This window comes from Devosia sp. FKR38 (genome assembly GCF_005222805.1).
In the GTDB taxonomy this organism is placed as follows: Bacteria; Pseudomonadota; Alphaproteobacteria; order Rhizobiales; family Devosiaceae; genus Devosia.
In genome coordinates, this window is sequence record NZ_STGC01000002.1 from 834,909 (window position 1) to 855,990 (window position 21,082).

At 65.3% G+C, this 21,082-nt stretch carries 19 protein-coding genes; 5 read left to right on the forward strand and 14 right to left on the reverse strand.

Annotated features, from left to right (window positions below):
* Positions 1-23: 23 nt before the first annotated feature.
* Positions 24-770 (forward strand): ribonuclease activity regulator RraA, encoded by a 747-nt coding sequence (locus E8M79_RS04130; RefSeq protein ID WP_137150645.1) that lies wholly within the window; start codon positions 24-26, stop codon positions 768-770.
* Positions 771-858: 88 nt separating this feature from the next.
* Here the strand turns inward: E8M79_RS04130 and E8M79_RS04135 are convergent, their stop codons facing one another.
* The 6 genes from E8M79_RS04135 to E8M79_RS04160 all read right to left on the reverse strand — a co-directional run bounded on the left by E8M79_RS04135 (position 859) and on the right by E8M79_RS04160 (position 4,678).
* Positions 859-1,311, reverse strand: a complete 453-nt coding sequence (locus E8M79_RS04135; protein WP_137150646.1) for a cytochrome C — start codon at positions 1,309-1,311, stop codon at positions 859-861.
* Positions 1,308-1,757 (reverse strand): cytochrome c, encoded by a 450-nt coding sequence (locus tag E8M79_RS04140; protein ID WP_137150647.1) that lies wholly within the window; start codon positions 1,755-1,757, stop codon positions 1,308-1,310. The genes E8M79_RS04135 and E8M79_RS04140 overlap by 4 nt, the downstream gene beginning before the upstream one ends.
* Entirely contained in the window at positions 1,754-2,293 is a 540-nt protein-coding gene (locus E8M79_RS04145) for a methylamine dehydrogenase light chain (RefSeq protein WP_137150648.1), read from the reverse strand. Before E8M79_RS04145 ends, E8M79_RS04140 begins: the two co-directional genes overlap by 4 nt.
* A 63-nt stretch (positions 2,294-2,356) precedes the next feature.
* Entirely contained in the window at positions 2,357-2,956 is a 600-nt protein-coding gene (mauD, locus tag E8M79_RS04150; protein WP_137150649.1) for a methylamine dehydrogenase accessory protein MauD, read from the reverse strand.
* 28 nt (positions 2,957-2,984) lie between these two features.
* Positions 2,985-3,518, reverse strand: a complete 534-nt coding sequence (locus E8M79_RS04155; RefSeq protein WP_137150650.1) for a MauE/DoxX family redox-associated membrane protein — start codon at positions 3,516-3,518, stop codon at positions 2,985-2,987.
* Positions 3,515-4,678: an amine dehydrogenase large subunit gene (locus E8M79_RS04160; protein WP_171015696.1), complete on the reverse strand. Its 1,164-nt coding sequence runs from the start codon at positions 4,676-4,678 to the stop codon at positions 3,515-3,517. The genes E8M79_RS04155 and E8M79_RS04160 overlap by 4 nt, the downstream gene beginning before the upstream one ends.
* Before the next feature lie 154 nt (positions 4,679-4,832).
* On the opposite strand from E8M79_RS04160, the gene E8M79_RS04165 reads away from it, so the two are divergent.
* Positions 4,833-5,762 (forward strand): helix-turn-helix domain-containing protein, encoded by a 930-nt coding sequence (locus E8M79_RS04165; protein ID WP_137150652.1) that lies wholly within the window; start codon positions 4,833-4,835, stop codon positions 5,760-5,762.
* On the opposite strand, the gene nudC is transcribed toward E8M79_RS04165, so the two are convergent.
* From nudC to E8M79_RS04205, 8 genes are all read right to left on the reverse strand, one after another.
* Positions 5,763-6,722 carry an NAD(+) diphosphatase gene (gene nudC, locus E8M79_RS04170; protein ID WP_205747862.1) on the reverse strand — a complete coding sequence of 320 codons (960 nt, stop codon included), beginning with the start codon at positions 6,720-6,722 and terminating at the stop codon, positions 5,763-5,765. It lies immediately after the preceding gene.
* 140 nt (positions 6,723-6,862) lie between these two features.
* A complete protein-coding gene (locus E8M79_RS04175) occupies positions 6,863-8,161 on the reverse strand; it encodes an alpha/beta fold hydrolase (RefSeq protein WP_171015721.1) in 1,299 nt (432 codons plus the stop codon).
* 73 nt (positions 8,162-8,234) lie between these two features.
* Positions 8,235-9,188, reverse strand: a complete 954-nt coding sequence (locus E8M79_RS04180; RefSeq protein ID WP_137150654.1) for an ABC transporter permease — start codon at positions 9,186-9,188, stop codon at positions 8,235-8,237.
* Positions 9,185-10,132, reverse strand: a complete 948-nt coding sequence (locus E8M79_RS04185; RefSeq protein WP_137150655.1) for an ABC transporter permease — start codon at positions 10,130-10,132, stop codon at positions 9,185-9,187. The genes E8M79_RS04180 and E8M79_RS04185 overlap by 4 nt, the downstream gene beginning before the upstream one ends.
* Positions 10,129-11,979, reverse strand: coding sequence for an ABC transporter ATP-binding protein (locus E8M79_RS04190; RefSeq protein WP_137150656.1), 1,851 nt, complete (start codon positions 11,977-11,979; stop codon positions 10,129-10,131). Before E8M79_RS04190 ends, E8M79_RS04185 begins: the two co-directional genes overlap by 4 nt.
* A 67-nt stretch (positions 11,980-12,046) precedes the next feature.
* Positions 12,047-13,789 carry an ABC transporter substrate-binding protein gene (locus E8M79_RS04195; RefSeq protein ID WP_248304881.1) on the reverse strand — a complete coding sequence of 581 codons (1,743 nt, stop codon included), beginning with the start codon at positions 13,787-13,789 and terminating at the stop codon, positions 12,047-12,049.
* Between the two features lie 242 nt (positions 13,790-14,031).
* The gene (locus E8M79_RS04200; protein WP_137150657.1) at positions 14,032-15,267 is read right to left on the reverse strand and encodes an FAD-dependent oxidoreductase; all 1,236 of its coding nucleotides are present in this window, start codon (positions 15,265-15,267) and stop codon (positions 14,032-14,034) included.
* A gap of 13 nt (positions 15,268-15,280) precedes the next feature.
* Positions 15,281-16,030 carry a GntR family transcriptional regulator gene (locus E8M79_RS04205; protein ID WP_137150658.1) on the reverse strand — a complete coding sequence of 250 codons (750 nt, stop codon included), beginning with the start codon at positions 16,028-16,030 and terminating at the stop codon, positions 15,281-15,283.
* 179 nt (positions 16,031-16,209) lie between these two features.
* Between E8M79_RS04205 and E8M79_RS04210 the strand changes: the two genes are divergently transcribed.
* Genes E8M79_RS04210 through E8M79_RS04220 form a run of 3 tightly spaced genes read left to right on the forward strand, consistent with a single transcriptional unit; the run spans position 16,210 to position 21,067 of the window.
* Entirely contained in the window at positions 16,210-18,021 is a 1,812-nt protein-coding gene (locus E8M79_RS04210; protein ID WP_137150659.1) for an aminopeptidase P family protein, read from the forward strand.
* Positions 18,022-18,051: 30 nt separating this feature from the next.
* Entirely contained in the window at positions 18,052-19,977 is a 1,926-nt protein-coding gene (locus E8M79_RS04215; RefSeq protein WP_137150660.1) for a beta-L-arabinofuranosidase domain-containing protein, read from the forward strand.
* Positions 19,978-20,032: 55 nt separating this feature from the next.
* On the forward strand, positions 20,033-21,067 hold the full coding sequence (locus E8M79_RS04220; protein ID WP_137150661.1) for a proline racemase family protein: 1,035 nt from the start codon (positions 20,033-20,035) through the stop codon (positions 21,065-21,067).
* Positions 21,068-21,082 lie beyond the last annotated feature (15 nt).

Consider the following 21,082-nt stretch of genomic DNA (forward strand, 5'->3'; position numbering starts at 1 on the left):
GGGCCGCAAGGGAGAAGACTGCCATGATCAAGACGGCCGACATCGTGCGCCCGCCGCAGCACCTGATCGAGGGCCTGCGCCATTTGGGTGCCGCCACCATTGCGGGAACGCTGGGCCATATGGGTTTCCGCAATCCGCATATGACCGGCATCCTGCCGCAGACGCATGGCAAGTCGATCTGCGGGCCGGCGCTGACCCTGCAATGCCTGCCGCAGCGGCCGGATATTTTCAACGAAGGCGAATATGCCGACCCCGAAACCCAGCTGCATCGCCATGTGCTCTATCATGTGCAGGCAGGCGACGTGGTGGTGGTCGATGCGCGTGGCGACATGCGCTCGGGCATTTTCGGGGACATGATGAGCACCTATTTCAAGGGGCGCGGCGGCGCCGGCATCATCATCGATGGCGTCATGCGCGATCGGCCCAATGTCGAAAAGCTCGATCTGGCGCTGTGGCTCAAGGGCTGGTCGCCCAATTACCATGTGCAGACCGACATCTTTCCCAATGCCGTCAATGTACCGATCGCCTGTGGCGGCGTTACGGTGATGCCCGGCGATATCATCGTGGCCGATGACGATGGCGCGGTGGTGGTGCCGGTCTCCATGGCCGCGCAGGTCATCGAAGACGGGCAAAAGCATGCCGAGTGGGAAGAGTTCTCGCGCCTCAAGCTGATGGCCGGCGAGCCGCTGCAGCGCTATTACCCGCTCCATCCCGATGCGCAGGGCGAATACGAGGCCTGGCGCAAGCTCAACCCGATCAAGCGCAGTTGAGCAGGCTGGCGTCGCTTCGGTGAAGCATGCAAAAGGCCCCGCAGTGCGGGGCCTCTTCTTGATCCGTGCAGCGTGGTTAGACTGACCATCAGGGCCAGGGATAGTCGGCGACAGTCAGGCCGGATTTGGCCAGCTTGTCGGCAACGACGCGGCGGTAATTGACGACATTGCCGATATTGGTCGCCTTGAGCACAGCCACTTCGGGGCCGGTGAAGCGCACGAAGTCCTTGGGCAGCGAGTCGCCGGCCCATTTGTCCATGATGTAGTTGAGCACCTCGGCGGTCTCATTGTCGGTGAGGCTCGATCCGATGACACCGGGCACATGCAGCAGATAGGCGCGCCCTTCGGGCAGGCCGGCAAAGACGCCCACCTTGCCGACGAAATCGGGAATGCCCTGTCCCGGCAGGCCGGTGCCGTCCGCCAGGTGACACCCGATGCATTTGAGCACGAAATTGGTCTTGGCCTGGCGCTCGGCGGCCTGGGCCGACCCCATCAGCAGCACGGGCAGCAGGACCAGCAGCGGCAGGCGACGCATTGTCATGGCAGGGCCTCCTTGCGCATGGCGCGCGACTGGGTGTGCGGGGGCGGTGCTGCGCGTGTGGCGGCGATCAGCTCGGGCGTGGGACGGGCCTCAAGACCATTGAGATCGCCCAGCACATAGGCGGCCACCGCCTGCATCTCCTCGTCGGTCATCCAGTCCTGTGGCGGCATGGCCAGGCCGATATAGTCCTGGCCAAGGGCAGTGATCTTGCCGGTCAGCCCGCCCATCATGATGCCCACCAGGTATTGCGGAGCCTTTTCACCCAGCCCCGACCACAGCGCGGGGTCCACCAGCGGCGGCGCCAGGCCCGGCTCGCCGACGCCGCCCAACTGGTGGCAGCCACTGCAGGAATCGATGAAGAGCTGTTCACCGGCTTGTTCAGCGGAAACCGGCGCTGCAAGCAGCAGCGCCAATCCCAGATGTGTCAGACAAAGCGTCAGCCTCATTCTGCCAGCCCGACCACGATGGCCACTGTGCAGTGAATGCCCTTGTCTTCATTGGCCAGGCACCAGCTCGATTCGCTGGCCAGGCCATAGCGGTAGCCGGGACGGTCGCCTTCCTGGCGCGAACAACCGTCGCCGCAACCGCCGCCCTTGCCGCAGCAGTCGTTGTAGGAGACCAGGTAATCCTTGTCGTCATTGGGGTTGCGGCAGGTGCCGACCCAGGCGACCTTGGACGGTGTGGAGCCGGGCGGGCACTGCGTCACGCTGCCGCCACACTGGCTGCACAGCGAGCCATGCAGCGAGCAATAGCGCCAGTATTCGCAATCCTCGGGCAGTTCGTCCGGTTCCCCCAGGCCGCGGGCAAAGGCCTGGCCGTTGGAATTGTCATAGGGCAGCATGGGCAGCACGGCGCCGCCGACCAGCGCCCAGCCGGCCTTCTGCAGGAAGCTGCGGCGGCCCGAGACATTGGCGATGCGCCGCGCCCGGTTCTCCGCAGCGGTGTCCATCCATCCGAGAAATGAGTCGATCAATTTGGCCATCTGGCCCTCCGATACTGTGGGGTGAGAGGCGGGCAGGGTTGGCGCCGCCCGCAGGGGAACGGGTCAGTGCTGAACGGCGTGCTGGTGATCGAGGTAGGACTGGATCGACTTGACGTTCATGTCGAAGGCGTTGAACAGGCTGTCGAACTGCTCGCGGCTGTTGATCAGGCCCTTGGAGCGGATGATGCCGTGCTCGTCCATCAGGACGGCATAGGGCAGGCGCGCGACGCGATAGGCCAGGCCCAGCTCGGTAGACACCACATAGGGGTATTCGCTGAGCTTGGCGGTCTCGATGAAGCGTTCATGCTGGGCCTTCTGGCCATCGCTGGCCAGCACCACGTCGAGCCAGCGGCCTTCGGCCTTGCGCACCGATTCAATGACCGGCAGCAGCTTCTTGCACACCGGGCAGGTGGGCGAGAGGAAGAACACCAGGGTGGCGCGGCTGGGCTTGGGGCCCAGGGCCACCATGCCGCCATTCAGGCTCGGTAGCTGGAACAGCGGCGTCTGCTGGCCCACTTCGGGGCCGGAGTCATTGACCAGGGCGCCCATGGGCGAAACGCGTTCGAACAGCACGCCAACCTGGCGGGCCAGCGCGAACAGGCCGACGGTCAGCGCAATGACCATTGCGAACAGGGCCGCCACGGCAAAGACAAGTGCATTCATGGTAGGATTTCCTTTGGTTGAGCCGCGCCTATCGCGTCAGCCGGGCGGTTGAAGCATTGGCCAGGATCTGCTCGGCGAGCACGAAGCCGGTCCACAGGGTGAAGCCCGAGGCCAGGGCCGCGACGGCGCCGGCGGCATCAAGCGCATAGGGGGCGGTGGCGACGGCGGCCGCCCCCATGGTGACCAGCACGGCATTGCGGAGCACCAGCGACCAGCTCAGCGGCTGCACGGCGCCGCCACAGCCGCATTCGATGCTGGTGCGGCCGCGCTGGATGTTGATGGCCATGGCCAGGCCATAGAGGGTGAGCATGGCCATGCCGAGCAGCAGGCCGAACACCTGGCCACCAAGGACCAGTTGCAGGGCCACCACCAGCACTTCGGCGCCGACGATCAGCATGGCGGCCGGCACTACCAGCGGCTGCGGCAGCAGCTGGTAGTCGGCCACAAAGCCGGTGAACTCGGTGAATTCGCCGATCTTGTGCCAGGCAGCGCGGGCAAACAGCAGCGACAGGAACACCGTCACCGTTGCCGTCAGCATGGAGCCAAGGGTGATTTCGGTCATGGCGAGGCCATCAGCGTGGTGGCAAAGCCGAAGTCCGAATGCTCGGCGACCTGCTTGGCGGCAAACTTGGCCGTGGGGTCGACGTCGAACTTGTAGATCTTGGTGTTCTTCAGGCTCAGGCCGAAGAGCTGCGGCACTTCTTCGTCGGTCACATGGATGGCGGTCAGGTCGGCCAGCGGCGAGCGATAGAGCAGGGTCTTGTTCTTGAGGTCATAGGCCCAGACTTCCTCGGAGCCATGGTAGTGGCTGCCGTCGTGGTGCTCGGAGTGCATGGGCACGAACAGGATGCCGTTGGGCTCGTTATAGGTCACCACGGAATAGCCGCTGGTGCCCCAATTGCCCTCGACGCCCTCGGCGATGGGGGTGACGCTGAGCTTTTCGATCACGCCCTTGCTGTCGTCGAGACGATAGACATTGGCGTGGTAGGAGATGAACAGCAGATTGCCCTCGGCGCGGTCAGACGAGAGGTAGATCGGGTCGGCATCGGGATCGAAGATCTTGGCGCTCTTCTGGCTTTCGGCGCTGGTGCCGTCTTCGCTCAGGGTGAAGGTGGTGAAGGCGCCGTCATTGCAGATGGTCGAAAAGCCGTGGTCTTCGAGCGTCGGATAGATGCCAAAGCAGCCGGGGGTCGGCACTTCCTGGACCACGGTGCCGCTGGTCAGATCGACCACGGTCACCGAGGTGGCCGGCGTCGCGTTCTGGATATAGATCAGCTTCTCATCGCTGCTCAGGCGCAGGAAGGCGATGTCGTCGGTGTACTGCGCCAGCTTGTAGGGCAGCACGATTTCCTTGGTCAGCGCATTGGTCGGCACGTCGAAGATCTGCAGGACGTGCTCGCCCGCGCCCGAATCGTAACGCGGGTAGTAGCCCGAGGCCATGTAGGCGGTGTTGCCATCGGCCGAAATGGTGAAATGGCTCTGCGAACCGCCGCTCACGCTGCCCTTCAGCGTCAGATCCTTGGCGTCATAGATATAGGCCACGCTGGGTCCGCCGCCCCAGTTCTGCATGTTCACAAATACATTCTGTCCGGGATCCATCCGTTCCTTGGTCGTCACGGTTTCGGGAACGAACTCCTCGGCCTGCGCAAAGGCGAGTGTCGGCGCATAGGCGCCGGCAATCACGCAAAGCAGACCGAAGGCGGCAGCAGTTCTGTTGGCCATCGGGGTCTCCATCAACGAGGTCGGCGACACACCAACAGCGCAGGCCGAGCGGCGAAATCCGAAAACCGAAAAATATCTGCTCAAATTATGAGCAGAGCATGTGATTGCCAAATTTGAAGGCGTGATCTACTAAAGCCGGGTAGGAGTGAGGTCCGTGCGCTCAACCAGCCAATTTACGGTACAGACCTATCTGGACGCAGCCGAGCAGGAGACGGCCCTGCGCGGCTGGGGCCAGCGCTATGTGCAGCTGGCCGGCGGAAAATTCCGTGGCTCGCTGACCCAGATGGATTTCGGCCATGTCTCGGTGGGCGAGGAGCGCATCAATGTGGCCGTAGGTCAGACCACAGCACCCCCGCCTGGCAAGGTGGTGCTCATCCTGCCCATTGACGAGCACAAGTGCCTGATCAATGGCGACCGCTATGCGCCAGTCGCGTTCCTGCATCGCGGTGGGCACGAGATCAGTGTGGTGACCGAGCAGGTCACCCGCGGGCTCTATGTCACCGTCGATGAGGCGGCCCTGCCGGGCTATGACCGGCGCCGGATTCCGCCCATCGCCGCGGTCACCAATTATCCCGGTGCGGCCGAGCTGCGCGAATGGCTTTCGTCGCTGCTGATCTCGGCGCCCGATGCGGCGCGCCAGGCGCCCGGCGAGATGGAAAAGGTCTTGCCCGGGTTGATCATCGACAAGGTGTCGGAGGTCTGCGCCGCCGTCACGCCGCTGGGCGGCGCCAGCAAGCTGCGCGAGAGTCACGCCTATTCCATTTTCGTGCGGGCGCAGCGCCGGCTCGATGCCGACAGCGAGGGGCTGCTGACCGTGGCCGATCTGGCCGCAGACCTGGGCGTGCCCGACCATGTGCTGCGGTCCGCCTTCGTGCAGGCCACCGGCCTCAATCCCGCCGTCTGGCTGCGGCAGCGCCGGCTCGACCGGGCACGCCGGGCCCTGACGCAAAGCTCAAGCGTCAAAAAGAGCGTGGCGCAGATTGCCATGGAGAATGGCTTTTTCCACTTCGGGCGCTTTGCCGCCTATTATGCGGAAACCTTCCATGAAACGCCGCTCGAGACCTTGCGGGCGGCCCTGATCTAGTCAGTTGCGCCAGGCACTGGCGTCACCGAGCCGGTCTTCAGCCCAGGCCGTGATCAGCGCATTGGCAATGGTGCCGGGCCGGGATGGCGCGATATCGGGGTGGGTGCCGGCGAGCATGGATTGCACCTCGCTGCGGCTCAGCCAGCGCGCATCGGCCAGCTCCAGGGGGTCAATGGTGATCGCCTCGCTCACCGCCTCGCCCTGGCAGCCAAACATCAGCGACATGGGGAAGGGCCAGGGCTGGCAGGTGACATAGCGCACAGACCCCACCTGGACAGCGCTTTCCTCCAGCACCTCGCGGCGCACGGCGCTTTCGATGGTCTCGCCGGGCTCCACAAAGCCGGCGAGCAGGGAATACATGCGGTCCGGCCAGGTGGTGCCGCGGCCCAGCAGAAGCCTGTCGCCATGGGTGATGGCCATGATCACCACGGGGTCGGTGCGGGGAAAATGCTGGGCGCTGCACTGCGGGCATTTGCGCACCCAGCCGCCTGTGTCGGGCTGGCTGGCGTGGCCGCAGCGGGCGCAGAAGCGGTGGCTGGCATGCCAGCCCAAAAGGGCTCGGCCCACGGCGGCGCACTCGCCATCGAGCGCATCGAGTTCGGGCATCATGGCGCGCAGCTCGACCAGCCGGGCCTCCGGCCAGGCGGGGTGAATCTGCTGGGAGCGGTCGGTGAACTCGCCGATGGTGGTGGCGTCCTCGGGCGGGGACCATTGGGTCAGCTCGCTGGCAAAGGCGGGCCCGGCGGGGCGCAGGCCAAGGAAGACCGGCGGCTCGTTGGCATCCTTGAGGGCGGGATGATCCAGTGGCACCCAGAGCGGCGTGCCACCGTCCGCCGTCAGCAGCTTGCCGCGCCAGAACACCATCGTGCGGGCGCGCGGGTCACTGGCAATATTGGGATCGCTGCGCAGCGGGGCCGCCCGGTCGAGGGCGCCGGAGACAAAGGCAAATGGCGAGGTCACGTGGATCATCCTGCTCGAACTGGGCGGCGAGGGGCCTTCGCATGGCCTGAGCCTCAGCCCCAAGCTTGTATCCCAATGGCCTCGGCTTGCAATCTCCGCCGTGCCCGCGCACGCCAAGGTGAGCAGACGTCCCCTGTGTCCTAGCCGCGGACCGGGCCGCCGCGCTGCGCCACCTTGTCGACCAGCGTGCGGAATACCGTGGCGCTCTGGCGCAGGCCATCATGCTCATATTCATTGGTGATCCAGTGCTCGAGATTGCCCACAGCTGCGGCCGTCTCCAGCGACAGGCCGGCATCGACATACATGTCGTCGTGATAGATCACGGCGGCCACCGGCACGTCGTTGGCGGCGAGGCGCGCCGGATCATAGAGCCGCGAATAGTGCGGGCGTTGCGCCAGCGCCTCGGCCCCGGCCTTGAAGGGGCGCAGCGAGCGGATGTCGTCCAGCATCCAGGGGAACATCATTTCCCCGGTGAACAGCAGCGGCCGCTGACTGGTGGCAAACTCGGGGCGACTGTCATAGGCGCGCTGGGCCGCCCAATTGGTGGCGCCGTCGCCCTGGCCATAGATGCTCTCCTGCAGCACCATGAACAGCGGGCCGGTGTCATAGCTGGTGGCGGTCATCACACTGAACAGGAAATGGTCGCTCAGCCGGTCGCGCTCGGGGGTGGCAAAGGCCTCGTCGATCAGCCAGTGGATGTTCTCAAAGCCCGGCGCCATGCCGAAGTCGATGCCGATGGTTTGCAGGCGTTTCACGCTCAGCCGGTCGCCATCGGGCAGACGCACATCATGGGCGTCGATGAAATCGGCAATGGCGCCAATGGTGGCGACATCGTCGGGATAGCGCTTGTAGTAGCGGGCGGTCTTGGCGGCGACGCGGGGATAGGTGCGGCGATAGACTTCGTCGGCCGAGGGGTTGAGCCCGGCAAGCCCGCCGGTGACATAGCAGGCGGCCAGGGCCTCGGGCGCCGTGCTGAGATAGGTCAGCGTCAGGAAGCCGCCATAGCTCTGGCCCAGGCTTTCCCAGCGTTTGCCGCCATAGACGGTTTGGCGCAGGTGTTCGAAATCGGCCACGATGGAATCGGCGCGGAAATGGCTGAGATAGTCGCCGGCCGTGGTGCCATCCATGCCGGCCAGCGTCGCGGCGTTGATAGGCGTGCTGCGACCGGTGCCGCGCTGGTCGGGCAGGATGACGCGGTGCGTCTTGATCGCCTCGGCCAGCCAGCCGGGACCACCGCCGGTGGGACGGGGGGATTTGCCGCCGGGGCCACCCTGGAGAAACACCAGCAAGGGCAGGTCTGCGTCCTTCTTGACCGGGTCGACCACCTCGCGGGCGAAGAGCTTGATGGTCGGGCCGTCGCGCCCGCCGAACCAGTCGAGCGGCACATCAATCAGCCGGTCGGTGATGTGCATGCCGGGGATGGTGTAGGTGGAAACGATCACGATGGGCTCCGAAACACTGACGAAACAAGGGCTTGGCGCGTCCTGCCGCGCGGCGAGACTGTGGACGGGTCTAGCGCACGCGGGGGTCGAGCAGGGAATAGATGATGTCCACGATGATGTTGGAGATCACGATGAAAAATCCGCCCAGCAATACGACGCCAATGATCACCGGTCGATCCTGGTTGTTGACCGCCTGAATGGCCAGGGCGCCGACGCCCTGCAGGCCATAGACCTGCTCGATGACGATGGCGCCGCCGAGCAGGAACGCGATGTCGGCGCCCAGCTGGGTCACCAATGGGGTGAGTGTCGCGCGCAGACCGTGCTTATAGACCACCTTGTGTTCGGGCACGCCCTTGGCGCGGGCGGTGCGGATATAGTCCTCGCTCATCACCTCGAGCATCTGGCCGCGCGTGAGGCGCGCATAGACAGCGGCTGTCGTCAGCGCCACGGTCGCCCAGGGCAGGGCCATGTGCCAGGCCCAGATGGCCGGATTGGGCCAGAAGGGCTTGAAGCCACCGGCGGGAAACAGGGTGAAGCCGGCCTGGCGGGGCAGGAAATAGAACACATAGAGCGAGACCATGCCGAGCACGAAGGTGGGAAAGCTCAGGCCGACCAGGATGAAGCCCTGGCCCAGCCGATCGCGCCAGCCACCGGCGTTGCGGGCCGACATGATGCCGATGGGAATGCCGACGCTCAGCCAGAGGATGACGCCGCCAATGACCAGGGAAATGGTGGCCGGCAGGCGGTTGGCAATCAGTGTCAGCACCGGCTGCTGGTTGCGGTAGGAATAGCCGAGGTCGCCCTGGGCGGCGCGGCCGAGAAAGGCCAGATATTGTTCGTGGATGGGGCGATCGAGGCCGAGATTGGCGCGGATCTGGATGAGCTGGGTTTCTGTGGCCTTGTCGCCCGCCACCAGCCGCGCCGGATCGCCTGGGGCGATGAAGAACAGCACGAAGACGAAGGTGCTCAGTGCGAACAGGATCAGGGCAGCAAAGGCGAGGCGCCCGGCAAGAAATCGGATCATGGCTTGGCTCGCTTGCGGCGCGGGCGGACCGGGCGCGCCTTGGGGTCGAGGGCATCGCGCAGGCCATCGCCCAGGATGTTGAACGACAGCGTGGTCAGCAGCAGCACCGTGCCCGGCACGATCACCAGCCACCAGGCGACCAGATAGATCGAATTGGCGGCGGCATCGGCCAGCATGCCGCCCCAGCTGGGCGCTGGCGGCACAATGCCCAGACCAAGGAAGGACAGTGTCGCCTCAAACACGATCGAGCTGGGGATCATCATGGTGGTGTAGACAATGATGGGGACGCTCAGATTGGGCAGGATGTCGATCAGCATGATCGAGAGCGGCCCGGCCCCCAGCGAGCGGCTGGCCTGGACGAAGTCGCGTTCGCGCAGCGAGATGACCTGCCCGCGAATGACGCGGCCCATGGTGGTCCAGCTGAAAAACACGATGACGCCGATGCTCAGCGCCAGGCTGGGTCCGAACACCGAGACCAGCGCCAGGGCGCAGAGCAGGAAGGGCACGCTCATCACCAGATCCATGGTGCGGCTCAAAACGGTGTCGATCCAGCCGCCGAAGAAGCCGGCGATGACGCCGATGGTGATGCCGATCAGGGCGGCGGCCAGCGAGGCCACCACGCCCACCAGCAGCGAGACCCGCGCGCCATAGGCCAGGCGCACCAGCACGTCGCGGCCAAGCTGGTCGGTGCCGAGCAGGAATTCGCCATTGGGCGCCACGGGCAGGCCCATGGCGGAAAGTCCGGTCTCCCGGAACTGTTCGATGGGCGAATGGCCGGCCCAGGTTTCGACCAGGGGCGCGGCGGCGGCAAAAACCACCAGCAGCACGATGAAGAGAACTGCCGCCATGCTGGCCTGGTCGCGCAGCAGGCGGCGCAGGGTCAGCGCCAGGGCGCCGCGCTGGACGACGATGGGGGCGTTGCCGGGCAGGGGAGCTGTGGTCATGCGGCCACCCATTGGGTTGTCTCGACCAGTTGGCGGTCGCTGGAGTCCTGCGGCTTGGGCGGCACCACCGAGGCCGCCAGCAGCGTACGGGTATAGGCGTGCTGCGGCCGGGTATAGATATCCTCGGCCGCTGCGAGCTCGACGATCTGTCCCTTGTCCATCACGGCGATGCGGTCGCAGACCTGCCGCACCACGGCCAGGTCGTGCGAGATGAAGAGGTAGGTCAGGCCCAGCCGCTGCTGCAGGTCGCGCATCAGGTTGAGGATCTGCGCCTGGATGGAGACGTCGAGCGCGGAGACCGGCTCGTCGAAAATGATCAGGCCCGGGTTGAGCGCCAGGGCGCGGGCGATGCCGATGCGCTGGCGCTGGCCGCCGGAGAATTCGGACGGAAAGCGGTTGTAGTGCTCGGGGTTGAGGCCGACCAGCTCCATGAGCTCCTGCACGCGCCGTTTGCGCTCGGCGCCTGCCGCTACGCCATGGATGCGGAAGGGGTCGCCGATGATGGCGCCGACGCGGCGGCGCGGGTTGAGCGAGCCGAAAGGGTCCTGGAACACCAGTTGCACATGCTTCCGCGTCTCGCGCCAGCCGGCGGGATCCAGGCTCGACATTTCGATGCCATCGAGCAGCACCGTGCCGCTGCTGGGGGCAATCAGGCCGGCAATCACGCGGGCCAGCGTGGACTTGCCGCAGCCGCTTTCGCCCACCAGGCCAAGGGTTTCCCCGCGCCGCACCGACAGGTTGATGTCCTTGAGCACCTGGAACTTCCCGGCGCGACCGAAGAGTCCGCCGGTGGGGAAGCTCAGTTCGACGTCGCGGACATCGAGCACGACCGGCGCGGTTTCGTGGCTGCCGCGGCCAGTGTCGTCGATCTGCCGGACGGCCGGGGCAGCGGGACCAGCCTCGAGCCAGCACAGGGTCTGCACCCCGTCGCTGAAGCGGCGAATCGGCGGATGTTCGGTCTGGCAGCTGGCCAAGGCATTGGCGCAGCGTGGAGCAAAGACGCAGCCGGCGGGCTTGTGCAGCAGGCTGGGCGGCCGGCCGGGGATGGCGATGACCTCGGCGCCGGCAGCGTAGTGGGCCGGCGAGGAGCGCAGGAGGCCAGCGGTATAGGGGTGGGCCGGGGCAGCAAATATGGGGGCGGCTGGGCCATATTCCATGCGATTGCCGGCATACATGACCATGATGCGGTCCGCGATGGAGGCGAGAAGGCCCAGGTCATGGGTGATCATGACCACGGTTGTCCCGAATTCGTCCCGCATTTTGCCGAGCAGATCCACGATCTGGGCCTGGACGGTGACGTCGAGCGCGGTGGTGGGTTCGTCGGCGATGATCAGCGCGGGATTGAGGATCAGCGCCATGGCGATCATCACGCGCTGGCGCATGCCGCCGGAGAACTGATGGGGAAAGCTGTCGAAGCGTTCGCTGGCATTGGCGATGCCCACCTTGGCCAGCATTTCGATGGCGCGGCTGCGTGCGGCGGCGGGGCTGACCTTTTCGTGCACCGCAATGGCTTCGGTGATCTGGCTGCCGATGGTGTAATAGGGGTGCAGGCTGGAGAGCGGATCCTGAAAGATCATGCCGATGCGGGCACCGCGCATCTGGCGCAGGGTGCGGGGCGGCAGCTTGAGCAGGTCCTGACCCTCGAACAGCACTTCGCCCGAGATTTCGGCATTGGGCAGCAGGCCCAGAATGGCCTGCATCATCACGCTCTTGCCGGAGCCGGATTCACCGGCGACCCCAAACACTTCCCCCGCCTCGATGGCGAAGGAGACATTCTGCACGGCATGGATAATGCCGTCCTCGGTGGGGATCGAGACGGTAAGCGCGCGGGCCTCCAGCACTGGCATGAGCCGCTCCGTAACAGGGAAAACAAAATGGCCCGGGCGGGTGCCCGAGCCATGGGATGCAATGAGCCTAGCGCTGCAGCCAGACGTTGGTCCAGTCGCCCTGGACGCCCAGCGCATAGGGCTGGAAGTTCTGCACGGCCGGGCCGCGGTAGAGCAGCACCTTGTTGGCCAGGTAGGGCACGACGGGGGCATCGGCCATCACCAGTTCGTCGACCTTGCTCCAGAGCGCGGCGACTTCCTCGGGCGTGGTGGCGTTGACGGCCTCAAGGCCGAGCGCCGTAGCTTCGGGATTATTGTAGTCGGTGTAGTTATAGGTCTGGTGCGTGCCGTTGAAGGTGAACTGCGGCTGGAACACCGAGCGCGCCGAACCACCGGCCCAGTCGGGCGTCCAGCCCACGGGGGCAATGTCCCAGGTGCCGTCCTTGGTGTTGACCGGGTTGGTCATGAACTTGGAGTAGTAGTCCGCCGGGGCAACCGGGGTCAGCTCGATGGTGATGCCGGCCTTGGCCAGGCTCGCCTGGATGGTCTGGGCGATGGCGGGCTCATTGTTCTGGTTGCGGAAGGGCATCTTGAGCGTGATGCCATCGGGATAGCCCGCCTCGGCGAGCAGGGCCTTGGCCTTTTCCGGATCACCCTTGTCCTCGGGCGAGGGATAGAGGTTGAACTCGTGATAGCCCAGCACGCCGGGCCCGAAGATGCCATGCACCGGCTGGCCGACTGTGGGGCCGCCCTGCTGCTGCACGATGGCGGTCTTGTCGATGGCATAGTTCAGCGCCTGGCGGATGCGGACATCCTTGAGCGCGCCATTGTTGTTGTCCGACACTGTGTTGATGAACAGGAAGGCGGTGTTGCCCGATGACACGGTCATCAGCTTGTCATCGCCCGTGGCCGTCAGCAGCTGCAGGATGGCCGGGGGAATGGTGATGTCATAGGTCATGTCGCCGTCGCCGGACTGCAACTGCTGCAGGGCGGCATCGGGCTGGACGCCGAAGGTGATGTCGATCTGATCGACATAGGCCTTGCGCAGCGGATCGCTCTCGGCGCTCCAAGCCGGGTTGCGGACCAGCTGCAGCTGGCTGTCGGGGACATAGGTGCCCGGCGTATAGGGGCCGCTGGCGATGAAATTGGCGCGGTAGTCCGGACCATCGGGCATATAGTCGAGCACTTCCACCGGAGCCGGGGCGGCGGTGGGGAGGCTGAGCATATAGATGAAGTCGCCAGCCTTCTGGGTGAGGTTGATGACGATGGTTTCGTCATCAGGGGTCTCGATGCCGGTGACGTCATTGGCCTCGATATAGGCCTTCATGGCTTCCACGGTCGGCTCGACCTTGGAGAAGCCGGCACAGAAATCGGCGAGGCCGACGATCAGGTCCTGATAATAGGTGAGCGCGGCGGAGCCGAGCGCGGGGTTGCACAGGCGCTTGATGCCCAGCTCGAAATCGGCCGAGGTGATCTGGCGCGGGCCCGAGGGGGCATTCCACATGGCGCCCTGGCGCAGCTTGAAGGTGTAGGTCAGCCCGTCATTGGTCGGCTGCGGCACCTCGACGGCCAGATCGCCCTCTGGGGTGATGCGCACATTCTCGTCGGTGGAGGCCTGGTAGCTGATCAGCTGGCGGCTGACCGCACGCAGGAAATTATTGGTGGTCACCAGGGCGCCCGAGGTGGGGTCAAAGTGGTCGATATCGGCCGTGCCCAGGATGCGCAGGGTGCCGCCGGGCGTGCCGTCCTGCGCGCCTGCAAACGTCGTCAAACCAAGAACGCTGGTCGTTGCCATAAGGCCTGCCAGGGCCAGTCGAGTGATACCGGACATTTGGATGAGCTCCCTCCGAGCGCTGAAAAATCTTCGGGCCGAGCAGGTTGGCGCTGCCCCGCGCCAGCAAGACACCAGATGCGGAGAAGCGAGTCAACGGATTTGTCGACAAACTAAATACATTACGGCTGTGCCGATGTCGGGCGTGTGACGGCCCAGGCGCCGCCGACGCCCGGCGCGGTTTCGCCCGATGCGGGGTGTGGTAGGGGACGGTGACAGGCGCCCTTGGCGCCGGCCATTCTCTATTGGAAGCGGTTGATCGAGAGGGGCGCTAGGGCGGCGTCGTGCGCCTCGGGCTTGACCAGCTCGGCGACCAGCCGCGCCGTCACGGCGCTCAGCGTCAGGCCGAGATGGCCATGGCCAAAGGCATAGACGACGCGGGGGTCGTGGGGATCGCGGCTGATCACCGGCAGGGAATCGGGGGTCGAGGGGCGCCGGCCCATCCATTGCGTGCCGCCTTCAGGCAGGGATGGCACATAGCGCCGCATCTTGGCGCGCATGGCCTTGGCGCGATTGTAGTTGGGGCTGGTCTGGGGACGCGCCAGCTCCACCGCGCCGCCCACGCGCAGCCCGTCGACCAGCGGCGAGGCGATAAAGCCATGGTCGGCAAAGCCCACCGGCATGGACAGGTTCCAGCCCAGGTCGGTGAAGGTGGTGTTGTAGCCGCGTTCGTTTTCCAGCAGCACCCGCGTGCCCATCTGGCGCACCAGCGTGCGCGACCAGACGCCCGCGGCCACCACGACGCGGTCAAAACGCGCCTTGGGCGTACCGCCGGCAACCACCGTCAGCCCGTCGCTGCCGCGGTCGATGGCGGTGACTGCGTCCGTCACCATCTCCGCCCGTGTGCGCACAAAGGCCTGGTATTGCCGCAGCACGGTCAGCGGATTGCTGACCATCCAATAGATGGGCTGGTGCACGGCGCCGGCAAATTGACCCTCGAGCTGCGGCACCATGGCCCGCGCTGCCTCGGTGCTCAGGCGTTCAAAGGGATAGCCCAGCGCCTGCTCGACGCTTTGGGCCTCGTGCAGCGCCGATTTGATGCTGGCCTCGCTGTCATGGACAGAAATATAGCCGGTCTGGCGCAGATGGCCGGTGATGCCGGCAATGGCGGCCAGATCCTCATGGTCGGTCAGCGCGGTGCGCATCAGCATGGTCAGGGCCTGGCGCGTGCGGGCCACCTTGGCGGGCGTGGCCGAGCCGAGAAAGGCCAGCAGCCACGGCATCAGCGCCGGCACATCCATCCAGCGCAGGGTCAGCGGTCCCAGCGGATCGAGCAGCCAGCGCGGCACGGCGGTCAGCATATCGGGGCTGGCAATGGGCGCGATCTCGGGAAAGGCCAATAGGCCCGCATTGCCCGAGGAGGTGGGCAGGCCCGCCGGATCGGGCTCATAGACGGTCACCGCATGGCCATCACCGATCAGCCGCGTTGCCGCGGCAGCTCCGACGATGCCTGCTCCGATGACCGCGATCCGTGCCATGTTGGTGTGCCTGTTATGTCAAGGTGATGTGGGAAACGGTGTCGCGCGCCATATAGGCCTGGATCTGCCGGATGATCTGGTCGGCGTGCTCGCCAGCTAGGCGGTCGCAGGCCACTGCGTCCTGGGCCTCGATGGCGCGGACCATGATGCTGTGCTCGTCGACATATTGCAGCGGCAGCCGGTCGTCGAAGCTCTGGTAATAGATGCGCAAAATGCGGCGACCTTCATCAAGCAGCCGTTCGAAGAGCCCGATGAAATAGGGATTGCCGCCGGCCTGGGCGATAGCGACGTGGAAATCGCGGTTGGACTGGATCATGCCCAGGGCGTCGCGACGGCGCACGGCGTCGGCATAGGCGGCCTCATAGCCGCGGATGACCACCAGATGCTCTTCGGTGCGGTTGACGGCCGCGGCCCGCGTGGTGACGCGATACATCAGGCGCAGTGCCTCGAAATAGACCGGCAATTGTACGAAATCGATCGATGAGACAATCGTGTTGCGATTGGGCAGAGTGCGCACCAGGCCCTCGGCGCTCAGGCGCACCAGCGCCTCGCGAATGGGGGTGCGCGACATCTGGAACTGCTCGGACAGGGTCACCTCGTCGAGCGGGCTGCCCGGGGAGAGGGAAAGGTCCAGGATCGACTGGCGCAGCTGGTCATAGACCGTTTTGGCGCCGGACCCGCGCACGCGCGGCGCGGCTGTCGTGCCATCGGGAAGGGGCTTGGAAGTCTTGCGGCGGATAGGCTGGGCGTCTTTGGCTACCATGGGTGCGGTCCGGGCAGAAGCATCTGTTCCTCCTGCCTCCGACAGGCCCGGGGCGAAGTCAAGTTTGTCCGCCCAATTGCGCCCTGCGGTGTGGGCGCTTTTTTCGCTGACAGCACCGATCCTATAGAGTATTCACTTTGTCGACAATAGCTGCGCCAACCATGAGGCCCGCGCCCCGCATGACCCATCTTTCCGCACCAATTGCCCGGGATGAGCGCGTGGCCGCGCTGCGCGCGCAACTGCGTCAGAGGCAGCTCGATGGCGTGGTGATTCCGCGCTTTGACGCCTATCAGGGCGAGGTGGTGGCCGATCACGATGCCCGCCTGGCCTATGTCACCGGCTTTACCGGCTCGGCCGGCATTGCGCTGGTGACGCAGGACGATGCGGTGATCTTTGTCGATGGTCGCTACCAGATCCAGGTGCGCCAGGAGGTCAATACCGAGCAGTTCGAGATTGCTCATTTCTTCGAGGCGCCCATCGAGCAGTGGCTGGCCGACAATGCCACGGCGGGCATGCGCATCGGGGTCAATACGGGCCTGGTCCCCAATAGTCTTTATACCAAGCTGGCCTCTGGTCTGGCGGCTGCGGGCGGCACGCTGGTGCCCCTTGTCGAAGATGCGGTCGACGCCATCTGGCCGGACCAGCCGGCGCCGCCGCTGGCGCCGGTAACGCTGTTTCCGCTCAATCATGCCGGGGAAGACAGCCCCGCCAAGCGCCGGCGCATTGCCGCGATGCTGCGCGATATGGGCGCTGATCTGCTGGTCGAAACCCAGCCGGACAATGTGGCCTGGCTGCTCAATATCCGCGGCGGCGATGTGCCCATGCTGCCGGTGGCGCATTCCACGCTGCTGCTCGATGCCCAGGGGAGCGTTGAGTGGTTTATCGATGCGCGCAAGCTGCCCAATGACCGGAGTGGGCTCGATGCCGAGGGGCTGGTGCTGGCCGGGCCTGATGACCTGCTGGCGCGGCTGAGCGCACGGGCGCCCCGGGCGGTGGTGGCCATTGATCCCGCCTTTGCGCCCGTCGCCGTGCGCCATGCGGTGGAGGCGGCAGGCGGCACAGCGCAGTTCGGCTTCAGCCCCATTACCCTGGCCAAGGCGGTCAAGAACCCGGTCGAGCTCGACGGCTTCCGCCAGGCCCATGTCGCCGATGGCGTGGCCATGGTCGAGTTCCTGGCCTGGCTGGCCGAGACGGCGCCCGAGCGGCTCGCTGCGGGCAATCCGATCACTGAAATCGAGGCGCAGACGCGGCTGCGGGCCTTTCGCGCCGAACAGCCCGGCTTTGTCGACGAGAGCTTTGCCCCCATCTCGGCGGCGGGCAGCAATGCGGCCATGTGCCACTATAATGCCAAGCCGGCCAGCAATGCGCCGATCACGGCCGAGCTGCCCTATCTCATCGATTCAGGCGGGCAATATTTCGGTGGCACCACCGATGTAACGCGCACGGTGATGCTGGGCACGCCCGACGCGGCAGTGCGCCAGACCTATACGGCGGTGCTCAGCGGCTTCATCGCGCTGATGACGGCGCAGTTTCCGCTGGGTACCTGCGGCCATCATCTCGATGCCTTGGCGCGGCGGCCGCTGTGGGATCTGGGGCTCGATTATGATCATGGCACCGGCCATGGCGTGGGGCATTTTCTGTCGGTGCATGAGCATCCGCACCGCTTCGGCAAGGTGGTCAATGCGCATCCCTTTGCCCCAGGCAATGTGATGACCATCGAGCCGGGCTATTATCGCGAGGACGGCTTTGGCCTCAGGGTCGAAAACCAGGTCGAGGTGGTTGCCGCTGCCCCGGGTTTCCTGCGCTTTGAGACGCTGACGCTGGTCCCTATCGATCTCGGCATGGTCAATCGTGATGAGCTGACCAGGGCCGAACTGCGCTTCCTCGATCACTATCATGCCCAGGTGCGGGCAGCGCTGAGCGGACGGCTCACGCCGCGCGCCCAGAGTTGGCTCGACAGCGCCACCGCGCCCGTGTTTCCTGCCGGCTGAGCGCCGCCCAAGCCGCCCGAAAGGTGTCCGATGACCGATCAAGCCAACAGAACCCGTATTGCGCGCTTTGTTCCAGTGGACCATGCCAGCGTCGATTTCGCCGGTGGCTTCTGGGAGAGCTGGAGCCGCACCGTGCGCGAGGTCACCGTGCCCAGCCAGCACCAGCGGCTCGACGAGGAGCGCTTTCTCGAAGTGCTCAATTTTGACCAGCCGCCGGCGCCGCTGGCGCGCCCGATCCAGCCTTCGGGCCTCTCGATGCAGCATTTCTTTGACAGCGATTTCGGCAAGTGGATCGAGGCGGCCAGCTATACGCTCAAGGCCCATCCCAATCCGGCGCTGGAAGACAAGATCGACGCCATTGTCGACAAGCTCGCCCAGGGGCAGATGGATGATGGCTATCTCAATTCCTGGTTCATCCGGCGCGAGCCGGACAAGCGCTGGACCAATCTGCGCGACCTGCATGAAATGTATTCCATGGGGCACCTGCTGGAGGGCGCTGTGGCCTATTTCGAGGCGACCGGCAAGCGACGGTTCCTTGATGTGATGATCCGCGCTGTCGAGCATATCGATGCCACCTTCGGGCGCGAACCGGGCAAGCTGCGCGGCTATGATGCGCATGAGGAAATCGAGCTGGCGCTGGTCAAGCTCTATCGCGTCACCCATGATCCCCGGCATCTGGCACTGGCGCAGTATTTCGTCGATGAGCGCGGGCAGATGCCGTCCTACTACGACACCGAGGCGCGCCAGCGCGGCGATGACCCCAAGGATTATGTCTATAAGGACTATTCCTATAGCCAGGCGCATATGCCGGTGCGCGAGCAGACCGAGGTGGTGGGCCATGCGGTGCGCGCCATGTATCTGTTCTCGGCCATGGCTGACCTCGCGGTGGAAACCAGCGATCTGACGCTCCTGGCGGCCTGTGACCGGCTGTTCGACAATCTCACCGGGCGCCAGCTCTATGTCACCGGCGGGCTGGGGCCGTCGGGGGTCAACGAGGGCTTTACCCGGCCCTATGATCTGCCCAATGAAACCGCCTATGCCGAAACCTGTGCGGCGGTGGCGCTGGCCTTCTGGGGCCATCGCATGGCGCAGATCACGCTGGACGCCCGTTTCACCGACCATGTGGAGCTGGCCATTTTCAACGGCGCGCTCTCGGGCATTGCCCGCGATGGCGAACATTATTTCTACGAGAATGTGCTGGAGAGCCATGGCCAGCACCGGCGCTGGAAATGGCATTATTGCCCCTGCTGCCCGACCAATATTGCCCGGCTGATCGCCTCGCTGGGCAGCTATGTCTATTCCACCAAGGGTGATGAGCTGGCCGTGCATCTTTATGCTGCCAACAGCACAACCATTGCTTTGGGCGGACAGAGCGTGCGGGTGGCGCAAGAGACGGCCTATCCCTGGGATGGTGATATTGCGCTGAGCTTGGATCCGGCGTCGCCGGTGGAGTTCACGCTGCGCCTGCGCATTCCCGGCTGGTGCCGCGCGGCCAAGGTCTCGGTCAATGGCGAAAGCCTTGATGTCGCTGCTGCCCAAAAGGGCTATCTCGGCATCGCGCGGACATGGCAGGCGGGCGATGTGGTGCGCATCGCGCTCGATATGCCGGTGGAGCGACTCTATGCGCATCCGGCGGTGAGCGAAGATGCCGGCCGCGTGGCGCTCAAGCGCGGGCCGGTGGTCTATTGCGTGGAAGAGGCCGATCTCGGCTTTGCCCCGCAGAGCCTGACGCTGGGCGCGGACGCGCCGATCACGGCGCGCTTTGATCCCGATCTTTTGGGTGGCGCGGTGCGCCTCAGCGCACCGGCGCAGGCGGCCGAGACCGGTGATTGGGGCGGCCAGCTCTACCGCACCAGCCGGCCGCAGACCCGGCCGGCCACGCTCACCGCCATCCCCTATCACCTCTGGGCCAATCGGGAGCCCGGTGGCATGGTGGTGTGGCTGCGCGAAGGCTAGAACCGCCGCGCGCGGCCGCTGCTGCAATCTCTATAGTCGACAAGGAATGCCCTCAATGAACTGGTCCAAGACGGTCACGCTGGTGGAAGCCCATGCCGAGGGCGAAGTGGGCCGTATCGTCACCGGCGGCGTCATCACCGTGCCGGGGGCAACCATTGCCGACAAGATCAAGCATCTCAACGAGGTGGACGACAGCCTGCGCCGCTTCCTGGTGTTCGAGCCGCGCGCCTCGGCGCAGATGAGCACGTGCCTGATCTTTCCGCCCACAAGGCCGGATGCCGATATCGGCTTTATCATCCTCCAGGGTGACAAGGCCCATGCCATGAGCGGCTCGAACTCCATTTGCCTCACCACAGTGCTGCTCGAAACCGGCATGCTGCCCATGGTCGAGCCCGAAACCATCGTGCGCATCGAGACCGCCTCGGGTCTCGTCACGGCCCGCGCCACCTGCCGCAATGGCAAGTGCGAACGCGTCGAGCTGACCATGAACCCGTCCTATGCGCACCTGCTCGATGCGGTGGTCGAGGTCGAGGGCTATGGCAAGGTCAAGCTCGACATTGCCTATGGCGGCATCTTCTATGCCCTGATTGACCCGGCCCAGCTCGGCCTCGAAATCCGCCCCGATCAGGCCAAGAAGCTGGTCGAGGCCGGCAGCGCCATCCACCGCGCCGTCAACGCCCAGCTCGACATCGCCCATCCCGAGATCGACGTCATCAAGGGCATTTCCTACACCATGTTCAACAGCTTCAACGCGGCTGGCGAGCTCAAGGGCGCCACCATCATGCCGCCCGGCCGCATTGATCGCTCGCCCTGCGGCACCGGCAATTCGGCGCGGCTGGCCGTGGCGGCCGCGCGTGGCCTCGCCAAGCCCGGCGACCGCTTCACCGCGCGCTCGATCATCGATTCGACCTTTGAGGTCACCTATGCCAGCGACACCACCGTGGCGGGACGTCCGGCGGTGCAGCCGATCATCTCGGGGCGCGGCTGGATCCACGGCATCCACCAGATCGGGGTGGACCCGTCCGACCCCTATCAGCTGGGCTATTCAGTGGCCGACACCTGGGGCGATGCCTTTGACCTGATGAACTAATCGCTTGCAGCGGCG

Excerpts from the sequence above, each read along its gene's own strand:
- E8M79_RS04185 (WP_137150655.1), bottom strand. The coding sequence starts at position 10,132 with ATGACCACAGCTCCCCTGCCCGGCAACGCCCCCATCGTCGTCCAGCGC.
- E8M79_RS04135 (WP_137150646.1), bottom strand. The coding sequence starts at position 1,311 with ATGACAATGCGTCGCCTGCCGCTGCTGGTCCTGCTGCCCGTGCTGCTG.
- E8M79_RS04145 (WP_137150648.1), bottom strand. The coding sequence starts at position 2,293 with ATGGCCAAATTGATCGACTCATTTCTCGGATGGATGGACACCGCTGCG.
- E8M79_RS04195 (WP_248304881.1), bottom strand. The coding sequence starts at position 13,789 with ATGTCCGGTATCACTCGACTGGCCCTGGCAGGCCTTATGGCAACGACC.
- E8M79_RS04180 (WP_137150654.1), bottom strand. The coding sequence starts at position 9,188 with ATGATCCGATTTCTTGCCGGGCGCCTCGCCTTTGCTGCCCTGATCCTG.
- mauD (WP_137150649.1), bottom strand. The coding sequence starts at position 2,956 with ATGAATGCACTTGTCTTTGCCGTGGCGGCCCTGTTCGCAATGGTCATT.
- E8M79_RS04155 (WP_137150650.1), bottom strand. The coding sequence starts at position 3,518 with ATGACCGAAATCACCCTTGGCTCCATGCTGACGGCAACGGTGACGGTG.
- E8M79_RS04160 (WP_171015696.1), bottom strand. The coding sequence starts at position 4,678 with ATGGCCAACAGAACTGCTGCCGCCTTCGGTCTGCTTTGCGTGATTGCC.
- E8M79_RS04205 (WP_137150658.1), bottom strand. The coding sequence starts at position 16,030 with ATGGTAGCCAAAGACGCCCAGCCTATCCGCCGCAAGACTTCCAAGCCC.
- E8M79_RS04215 (WP_137150660.1), top strand. The coding sequence starts at position 18,052 with ATGACCGATCAAGCCAACAGAACCCGTATTGCGCGCTTTGTTCCAGTG.
- E8M79_RS04200 (WP_137150657.1), bottom strand. The coding sequence starts at position 15,267 with ATGGCACGGATCGCGGTCATCGGAGCAGGCATCGTCGGAGCTGCCGCG.
- E8M79_RS04140 (WP_137150647.1), bottom strand. The coding sequence starts at position 1,757 with ATGAGGCTGACGCTTTGTCTGACACATCTGGGATTGGCGCTGCTGCTT.
- E8M79_RS04210 (WP_137150659.1), top strand. The coding sequence starts at position 16,210 with ATGACCCATCTTTCCGCACCAATTGCCCGGGATGAGCGCGTGGCCGCG.
- E8M79_RS04220 (WP_137150661.1), top strand. The coding sequence starts at position 20,033 with ATGAACTGGTCCAAGACGGTCACGCTGGTGGAAGCCCATGCCGAGGGC.
- E8M79_RS04190 (WP_137150656.1), bottom strand. The coding sequence starts at position 11,979 with ATGCCAGTGCTGGAGGCCCGCGCGCTTACCGTCTCGATCCCCACCGAG.
- E8M79_RS04130 (WP_137150645.1), top strand. The coding sequence starts at position 24 with ATGATCAAGACGGCCGACATCGTGCGCCCGCCGCAGCACCTGATCGAG.